The organism is Nocardia sp. NPDC049190, from assembly GCF_040648115.1.
Lineage (GTDB): Bacteria > Actinomycetota > Actinomycetes > Mycobacteriales > Mycobacteriaceae > Nocardia.
The window spans coordinates 1-8,967 of record NZ_JBEZDE010000082.1 but is presented as its reverse complement, the minus strand read 5'-3'; the positions used below and the strand labels follow the sequence as shown (position 1 = coordinate 8,967).

At 62.1% G+C, this 8,967-nt stretch carries 6 protein-coding genes; 3 read left to right on the top strand and 3 right to left on the bottom strand.

From position 1 onward, the window contains the following. Positions 1 to 206 precede the first annotated feature (206 nt). Together AB0B25_RS31465 and AB0B25_RS31460 are read right to left on the bottom strand one after the other, a co-directional pair. Positions 207 to 2,867: an AAA family ATPase gene (locus AB0B25_RS31465; RefSeq protein WP_357187326.1), complete on the bottom strand. Its 2,661-nt coding sequence runs from the start codon at positions 2,865 to 2,867 to the stop codon at positions 207 to 209. Positions 2,868 to 3,538: 671 nt separating this feature from the next. After that, on the bottom strand, positions 3,539 to 3,976 hold the full coding sequence (locus AB0B25_RS31460) for a MerR family transcriptional regulator (RefSeq protein ID WP_357187323.1): 438 nt from the start codon (positions 3,974 to 3,976) through the stop codon (positions 3,539 to 3,541). Between the two features lie 257 nt (positions 3,977 to 4,233). Between AB0B25_RS31460 and AB0B25_RS31455 the strand changes: the two genes are divergently transcribed. The 3 genes from AB0B25_RS31455 (at position 4,234) to AB0B25_RS31445 (ending at position 8,668) form a co-directional block, all read left to right on the top strand. Further along, a complete protein-coding gene (locus AB0B25_RS31455; protein WP_357187321.1) occupies positions 4,234 to 5,754 on the top strand; it encodes an amino acid permease in 1,521 nt (506 codons plus the stop codon). 79 nt (positions 5,755 to 5,833) lie between these two features. Further along, positions 5,834 to 7,258, top strand: coding sequence for an amidohydrolase family protein (locus AB0B25_RS31450; RefSeq protein ID WP_357187318.1), 1,425 nt, complete (start codon positions 5,834 to 5,836; stop codon positions 7,256 to 7,258). A 192-nt stretch (positions 7,259 to 7,450) separates the two neighbouring features. Then, complete coding sequence (locus tag AB0B25_RS31445; protein ID WP_357187315.1) at positions 7,451 to 8,668, top strand: hypothetical protein; 1,218 nt, start codon at positions 7,451 to 7,453, stop codon at positions 8,666 to 8,668. A gap of 92 nt (positions 8,669 to 8,760) precedes the next feature. Here AB0B25_RS31445 and AB0B25_RS31440 read toward each other — a convergent pair. Beyond that, the coding region (locus AB0B25_RS31440) for a hypothetical protein (RefSeq protein WP_357187313.1) at positions 8,761 to 8,967 on the bottom strand (207 nt) is incomplete at its 5' end.

The following is an 8,967-nucleotide window of genomic DNA, read 5'->3' as shown; positions in this document are numbered from 1 at the left end:
AGTGAGCTGCAAGCCATCCGCCCGCGCTTGATCGACCAGCGCACGCAGCTGCGAGTCACTGAAACCATCACCGGCCGAACCGGTCTCGCGATCAATCACATCAGTCATCGTGGTGCATCTCCGTTCAGAGTTACACCGTTGTTCTTACAGTCCCCACGTCACCACCGAAAGTGCGAGGGAGCCGATGTATTTACAGTCGCAATCCTTCAGGGACGAGGCTGAACGTGCGTCTCGATATTACGTTTCTGGCTGGCTCGATGTGGTTGTCGAGTGGTTTCGGTGCGGACTTGGTCGATGACATCGCGGGGGATGTGGTCGATTATGTCCTCACGAGAAGTGATGGCCAGCTTGTGCAGGATCGCGGTGACTTGCGAATCGATGGTCCGCACCGATGTGCCTCGACGGGCGGAGATGGCGGTGTTGGTCCACCCGGCCGCGGCCAGAGTGGCGACCTGGTGTTCGGCCGGGCTCAGCTCGTGCCAGCGCGAGGGAGCTTGCTCGGCTGGTGGGATGTTGATGGTGAGGGTTCCCAAGGCGAGTCGTTGTACCTCGCTCAGTTCTGGGCGCAGGCGGGAGCCGCGGGTTTCCGCCGCAGTGAAGGCGTCGAGGCCGAGTACCCGGCGGGCGACGGCGACGGCCTTGCCGGATTCATCGGCGAAGGGACCCATTGCCTTGATACTGACACCGAGTTCGGCGCATAAAGTGGTGGTTCCGCCGGCGAGGTGGGCGATCTCGGTCGCGAGGGCGACCAACCTGTCGCGGTCGGGATTGCCCGTGGAGAGCAAGTCGGTAATAAGGTGCGCCAACGACCAGGTCCGGAATTCCACCGCCCATATACCGGTCCACCGATCACCGGTGGTGAGTTGATACGCCAGTGCGGTCCGTTCGAGGGCCAATGCCTTGGCAGGGTCACCGTGCAGGGTCAACGCGACCGCCCGGGCGAGCTCGGCCCACGATTTCGCTCGCGGTGCTCTGGAGGCGTTCGCGCGGTCGAGGAAATCCTGGGTGATCTGGTGAGCTTGCTGCGCGGGTCCCAGCAGGCTCGCGGCCAGGCCTGCGACCGTTTCGTCATACGATGCGGTGCCGTGGTCGCCGAGGGCGTCGAATTTGTCCCGGGCGCGAGTCAGGACAGTGACGGCGCGAGCGTCACGGCGGACAAGCAGTAGCTCTAGCCCCCACGTGTATTCAACGCGAGCGGGCAGGCCGGTATCGATCTCGGTGGTATGCCGCCACGTCGCTGCGGCATCCGCGTCGGAGACACAGGCGGTCACACAGTCTTCGAGCATCCGCTCGGCATCCTCGGGCAAACCTTGCATTAAGGCAAGCCACGCAAGAACGGCCATGGCCTCGATCTGAAGCTCGCCGGGTTGCGGGGTCACGGTCCGCGTGGCGTCGAGGCAGCGCTCAGTCCAGCGGCGCATTTCCCGCACCGAACCGCTGATGAAAGGCACATGCAAAGTGATCAGCCCGAGACACATTTCCAAACCGATGCTGGCCTGGCCGGAGGCGAGGCTGGTCTCGATTGCGGTCACCGTATTGGTCCGGGTCGCCCGAGCCCAATCCAACAGCTCTGGTCCTTCGGGGTCTAACCAGTTGGCCACGGCATAGGCGATCTTGTCGCGGTAGTAGAGCAGATGCCGATCAGCCACCCGGGCAAGCTCGTCCACGCCAGCTGTGGACCGTTGACACAGCTGGTGTCGGGCGAACACTCGCAGACTCTCCACCAGCGAATACCGCACTGTATCCGCCGTCATATGCACCGACACCAGCGAACGCTCGACCAACCGCTCGAGCAGGCCCTCGATCTCCCGCCGGGCCAAGGTCACAGCCGTGTCACTGTCCTTGCCGCTCCACGTGTTGTCGCTGTTGTCGTCGGTGGTGGCGTTGGTGTCGCTGTCGGTATCGTCGTCGCAGCAGATAGTTTCGATAGCATCTAGATCGGCACCCACATCCACGAGCGTGTCGGTAGGGTCATCAGGATTGGTGTCATAACCGGCGGCGAACACCGACAAGCGGTCGAAGAGCAGACGCTCGGTGTCGGTACACAACCGATACGACCAGGCAATGACATCGGTGACTCCCCGATGGCGCGGGTCGGCGCCCACCTTGGGGCCGTGCGACCAACGCAGCCGAGTGTCACCAGCGTGGCCGGTGAGTCCGTGCAGGATCATCGCCGGGGCTTGATGCACCAGGCGTGCGGCAGCCAGCTGGATGTAGAGAGGATTATTGTGCACATGGCGGCAGATCTCTGCGGCGATACTGATCTCTTTGGTGCCGGTGATCGGATGGCCGGTGAGTTCGGCCCGCCGCCGAAACAAAGCCACCGCATGCCGGCGCGTCAAGGGTGGGACCGGTATCAGATACTCGTCGATCCAACCGAGAGGTTCGCGGCTGGTGGCCACAATGGTCACCTCTGGGATCGCCTCGAGTAGGTCAGTGACCACGGACGCGGCGGCGGCCAGGATGTGTTCGCAGTTGTCGAGCACCAGCGTGGTATGGGGGGTACGGCCAGTGGTGTCGGTGCGGGCGAGGCTGTCGACAAGGGCATCCCACACCGATCTCCCCGAGAAGTCGGCCTCGATCACCGTGTGAGCGACTTCCTCTGCCACTGCCACGGCGTCGGAGTCGTTGGCCAGTCGAGCCAGCCGCACCCAATGCACGCGGGCACATCCGGTGATGGCCTTGCGGTAGCGACGGAGGGCTTCGGCGGCCAAGCGGGTCTTCCCGATCCCGCCAGGGCCTGTAAGGGTAATCAATCGGGCTCGATCCAGCAGGATGCTGATCGTCGCCAACTCCCGGTCCCGGCCGACGAAACTATGAGCAGGGGTGGGCAGGTTGCCCCGACCACCCCGGCGTGCGGCGTCCACACTACAGAAGCATAGCCACTGTCGTGTGGTAACCACACGGTCGACTCACGTTGCGGCGGTGATCCCGCATTCTCTCCTGCGGATGGAAAGGCATTCACGTATGCGGTGAACGCCTTGACCGTGCGCTCGCGGCTTTCCACCGTGGTGCGAGCCAGATTCCGGGCCAGCTGCTGATTCGCGAGCCCGGCCAGCATCGCCTCGAACACCTGCTCCTCCGGCTGTAGCAGCGACACTCCGACCAGGTGCAGCCGCACCGCACCCGGCACCGAACCGCCGAAACCGCCAAAACTGCCACCTCCATCGGTCGCATCAGATGAGAGAAAGTCGCATCGTGTGCAAGTCGTGGTGGAATCCGCAGGCAGTTGCGTCAAACAGACCGTTTTGGGCCCTTTAGCCGTCTATCCTCAGCAGTTTACCGCCCTCGAACCGACCGATATCCATACCATCGCGAGTTCGTATCCGATGCGATTGGCGGCGGAAGTAGTAATCGCCGAGAATCAATGAAGTTCGGCATATCCCCTGGTAGTCGGGATTTAGCGGTAGCGGCTCCTTGGACCCGGACGTCGCCACCGATAGCGCCCTCAGCTGCGGTTATTCCCATATCTGCCCGATATTAGGCGATTACTACGGGCAACCCCTATCAACCGACAGTCATCACCGACCTACGTCCGTCAGTGCGAATGAACCTGGGAGTGGGCCTCTTCGAGAGAACATCCCGCCAGAAGCGCCGTGACCCCGCTCGTAAAATTGGGGCATTCGACGATGTCTTTATGCGGGCAGGCCAGACCATGGGCGATGGCGGTACGTGCCGCCAGTGCCTGAGCGATCCGTTGATCCAGCTCGGTGAGCTTGCGTTGGTACAACTCCCGCCACCCGGCCTCGGCCAGCAAACGAGATTCGATGAACGCTTTGATCTCCCGCAACGTAAAACCGACGTTCTGCAGCGCCACGACCACACCGACCAGCTCGACCGCCGCTGGCGGATAACGCCGCTGGCCCGCGGCTCGGGCCGGCGGCGGGAGCAGGCCCAGTTCCTCCCAGTAGCGCAGCGCGGAAGCGGAGACACCGGTGCGGCGCGCCAGCGCGCCGATCGTCAACTGATCACTCATTGACTTCAAGCATACTTGAAGCCGTTGACTGGCGCTCATGCAGACAGCAGCTACAGCTCTCCTGAGCAACGCGCGATCGGATACATGGTGCGCCAGGCCCGTCATCATCGGGGCGTCGTCGGATGGATGAACGGCTGGGTCTTCGCTCTTCGCCCCTCCAACCGGCAGCGCAACATCTGGGCAGTGTCGTTGCTGAAAAACCGTCGTCGGATAGAGCTTCCACGACAGCAGTTCAACCCCCCTCAGAGCTGGGAGCGGTGGACGACGCGTTGCACGCCGAGGATGCGGGCTATCACAAGGCTTTGCGTCCTCGTCAGGTGCAGATGATCGGGATCGGCGGCACTATCGGCACCGGTCTGTTCCTCGGGACGGGTGGTCGACTGGCCAGTGCGGGACCCGGTTTGTTCCTGGTGTACGCGCTCTGCGGGGTTTTCGTGTTCTTCATTCTGCGGGCGCTCGGCGAGCTGGTGTTGCATCGACCGTCCTCGGGGTCGTTCGTTTCCTATGCCCGCGAGTTCTATGGGGAGAAGCTGGCGTTCACGGTCGGCTGGATGTACTTCTTCCGCTGGTGTATGTCCGGCATTGTGCATATCACCGCGATCGCCACGTATGTCCATTACTGGGGAGTCTTCGAGATGATCCCGCAGTGGCTGATCGCTTTGGCTGCGCTGGTGCTGGTGGTCGGCATCAATCTGATCTCGGTGAAATGGTTCGGTGAACTGGAGTTCTGGGCGGCGTTGATCAAGGTCGTCGCGCTGGTCGCCTTCCTGGCCATCGGCACTATCTTCCTTGTCGGCCGGTTCGAGATCGGCGGTCACGGCACCGGCCCTGGTGTGATCGTCGACCACGGCGGCCTGTTCCCGACCGGACTGTCGCCTCTCGTGCTCGTCATCACCGGTGCTGTATTCGCCTACGCGGCAGTGGAACTGGTGGGCACTGCGGCTGGTGAGGCGAAGAATCCGGACAAGGACATGCCGCGGGCGATCAATTCGATGATCGCTCGTATCGTGTTGTTCTATGTCGGTTCGCTGGTGTTGCTGGGACTGTTGCTGCCCTACACCGCGTTCAAGGCGGGGGAGAGCCCGTTCGTAACGTTCTTTTCGCAGCTCGGTGTGGGCTATGCGGGTTCGCTCATGAGTCTGGTGGTGTTGACTGCGGCCTTCTCTGCTTTGAGCGCTGGTTTGTATTCGACCGGCCGGATTCTGCGTTCGATGGCGATGAACGGTAGTGCGCCGGCGATCGCAACCCGGATGTCAAGGGGTGGCGTGCCGTATGTGGGGATTCTGGTGACGGGTGCGGTCGCGTTGATCGGTGTCGGTCTCAATGCGGTGGTGCCGGAGAAGGCCTTCGAGATCGTGCTGAGCATGTCGGCGCTGGGCACCATCACCTCGTGGGCGGCGATCGTGTTGTGTCAGTTGCAGTTGTGGCGCTGGTGGCGCAGGGGGAAGGCCGAGCGTCCGTCGTTCCGGCTGATCGGCACGCCTTACACCAGTGTGGCGGCGTTGGTGTTCCTGGTGGGCGTGGTCGTGTTGATGGCGACCAGTGGCAGCGAGGAGCAGCGGGGCGCGGTGATCGCCATGGGCCTGATCGTGGTTCCAGCACTTGTCGGCGGCTGGTTCCTCGCCCGCGGGCGGGTGCAGACCGTGCGTACCGAGCGCCAGGAAAGGCTATCTGGGCCTGTTACCGGTCGTGGCGCAGCAACTGATGACACCGACGAATCGGTCCAGCAGCAGAGCGACGACCGTCGGCAAGCCGGACAAGACACGGAGGATGCATAACCGATCCTCACCAGCGACCGACCTACGCCACAGCACAATCCGATCGGAACGACTCACTGAATTACCGAAAGATCTTCAAATGACAGCATTCGTGCCCTCATCGCAGGTCGAGCGGATCCGCCAGGCGATCAACCATCCCATCGTCGACGCCGATGGCCACATACTCGAATACCTTCCTTTGATCCATGAGATCGCCGAGGAGCTGAGTGACCGGCCGACAGCGGACGACATGCTGGCGGACCTTTGTGACCGGACGACTCGACTGCGCTCCACCGATCGCCGGGATCGGCGTTCGATGGGCATGTGGCGGGGAAGCTGGTGGGGCGCCCCGGCAGCCAACACAACGGACCGGGCGACCACCACCCTGCCGAGATTGCTCTACCACCGCCTCGACGAGCTGGGCATCGACTTCCAGTTCGTCTATCCGACACTCGGCCTGCTGGTCTTCCTCACGCCCGACGCGGATCTCCGCCGGCTCATGGCCAGATCCTTCAACATCTACTACAGCTCAGTTTTCGAAGGGGTGCGAGACAGACTCGAGCCCGGGGCAGTGATTCCCATGCACACGCCCCAGGAAGCCGTGGAGGAGATCCGGTTTGCTGTCTCCGAGCTGAGCTTGCGCACCGTGGTGATGACCGGGGTGATCCGGCGACCGCTGCCGGGAGGCGGGGTGCCGGGCGCGATCTGGATGGACACGGTTGGGCACAGCGGGGACCACGACTACGACCCGGTGTGGGAGGAGTGCCGACGGCTGCGAGTGGTGCCCACTTTCCACGGCACCGGTATGGGGTGGGGATCGCGGGTGTCGCCCGACAACTACATCTTCAACCATCTGGGCAGCTTCTCCGCCGCGTGTGAGGCGACCTGTCGTTCCCTGGTCATGGGCGGCGCCGTAGCCCGTTTCCCCGAGCTGAGCTGGATGTTCCTCGAGGGAGGCGTCACCTGGGCGGCGCAGTTGCAGGCGGACCTGCTTGAGCACTTCGAGAAGCGCAACCGCCAGGCGGTGTCGCAGTACGATCCGAGGCTGATCGACTGGGAGCAGATGAACGCCCTGTTCGCCGAGTACGCCACCGGCCGCCTAGCCAAGTCGGAGCGGCCATCATCGCAGGCGTGGGTGCCGTACCTGTCCGATCCCGGCGACGGTGACCCGCTACAGGACGACTTCGCCGACTCCGGTGTCACCGCGCCCGAGCAGTTCCTGGAGTTCTTCAGTTCCTTCTACTTCGGCTGCGAACCCGACGACCGGCTGTGCGCCGTCGCCTTCGACCGGCGCCTGAACCCGCACGACGCCAATCTGAACGCGGTGTTCTCCACCGATATCGGGCACTGGGACGTGCGGGACTCGCGGGAGGTGCTCGGCGAGGTGTGGCGCCTGCGCGAGCAGTCACTGCTGAGCGAGCGGGACTTTCGGGCGCTGACGTACAGCAACGTGGTGGAAAGCCACACTCGAATGAACCCCGACTTCTTCCGCGGCACCGCACTGGACGGCACCGGGCTCGACTGAGCATGCGTAGCGAGATCATGCCGAGGGCGGTCGCCACAAGCAACGGCCGAGAAGGGGCCGTAGACCACTGCCGCCGCAGGTCGATCCGTTTCGGCAGGCTCACCACATCTGATGCCGTACCGGCCACGCTGAGGCCGCCGCCGACAGCAGGATTAGACCTCGAAAGACAGGGGGTTGACGATGAGGCCGCATGTGGTTGTCCTGTACCGGGAGCCCGGCATTGCGATGCCGTTCGAAGATCGAATCAACCATAACGATTATGCCGTGAGTTATGTAACGAAAGACTTCGCTCGGGCTCTCATTCCGGAAAGTGCGGCTGCAGCTGTTGTATTGGAAGACTTCTCTGCAGCGCCATCAGCCGTGCGTGATTTATGTGAGTGCTTCGGCATTCCGGAGCGTATCATCGCGAGAAATGAGGGCGACCTGCTGATGGCTGCCGATTTACGGGCCGAGTTCCGTATCGAGGGTGAGTATCCCGAACATGTCCTGCCTTTCCGGGACAAACTGGTGATGAGCGAGGCGATTGCCCGTGCAGGAATCTCGATTCCCGAGTTCGCTTGTGCCTCTGACGAAGCCGCAATTCGGGGATTCGCCGATCTGCATGGGTTCCCACTGATCGTCAAGCCCCGGCTCGGCGGCAGCTCGCGCGGTGTCGTGCGATTCGATTCCGACGACGGCTTCGTCGCATTGCCGGATCTGAATTCGCAACCATACTTGGTACAACGTTTCTGCCCTGATGGAGTGGGACATGTCGACGGAGTATGGACAGGAACCGGACTCGGTCCATGGCGTGCTTCCCAGTATGTGAACTCTTGCCTCGACTTCGCCAGCGGCGGTACCAGACTCGCCTCGGTCGAAATAGATGACCGCAGGTTGATCGAACATCTCGGCGAGTTCACCGAATCGGTGTGCAGAACGCTGAGCAAAAATCGACCACAAGTGGTACATCTGGAGTTCTTCCTCGGCCGCGAGCAGAATGGTACGCTCAGAATCCAGTTCCTCGAGATAGCTGCGCGAGTCGGCGGATCCGAAATTCCCCATCTATGGCGTGAAGTGCACGGCTATGACCTGCTCGGGGCCTCACTCGACATTCAGTTGGGCAGGCAACCCGTAGTTGCTCCTCTTTGTGATGGGTGTGTCTGCGGGTTTCTGGTCATTCGCCCGCCGGTGCCGCCACCATGCCGAGTAGTCGCCACGTATTTCGATCCTCGGCCGATGAATCGGCCCGAACCATATGCAGCCACCATTCCAGAAAATGAGACAATGATAACTCAAAGCGTAGGCTATATCAACGTTGGAGCCACGTTTCGCTTTCGTGGTAGTTCGAGTACGGAAGTTCTGAATTCCATCCAGCGCACAATTTCTGCATTCCGAATGGAATGCGAGCCGGTGAAACCGTTCACCGAATAGTGGCCGGCAAGCCGATTTGGCATTCTCGGGAAATTGTAGTGCGTATTCCGTCAGCACGTACTGGACGCGGGCACCACCGCCTCCACATCTGTCTAGCGTGTGGTCACGTCGCCGGTCACGCCGGACTGCGAGCACACGACAACACGGTCGACCTGAACCGAATTCGCGATCGTTTCCATGATCGAGCAGTTCCAGCAGAACAAGAATTTACAGTGCAGCCGCACGGCGATAAAATAACACCTGCTCTCGTGGGTATCGAATACGCCCACATCTACAGCGATCAGCAGTTCTCCAGGCAG

Bases quoted from the DNA above. Each gene is read 5' to 3' on its own strand.
- AB0B25_RS31460 (WP_357187323.1), bottom strand. From the start codon at position 3,976: ATGAGTGATCAGTTGACGATCGGCGCGCTGGCGCGCCGCACCGGTGTC.
- AB0B25_RS31450 (WP_357187318.1), top strand. From the start codon at position 5,834: ATGACAGCATTCGTGCCCTCATCGCAGGTCGAGCGGATCCGCCAGGCG.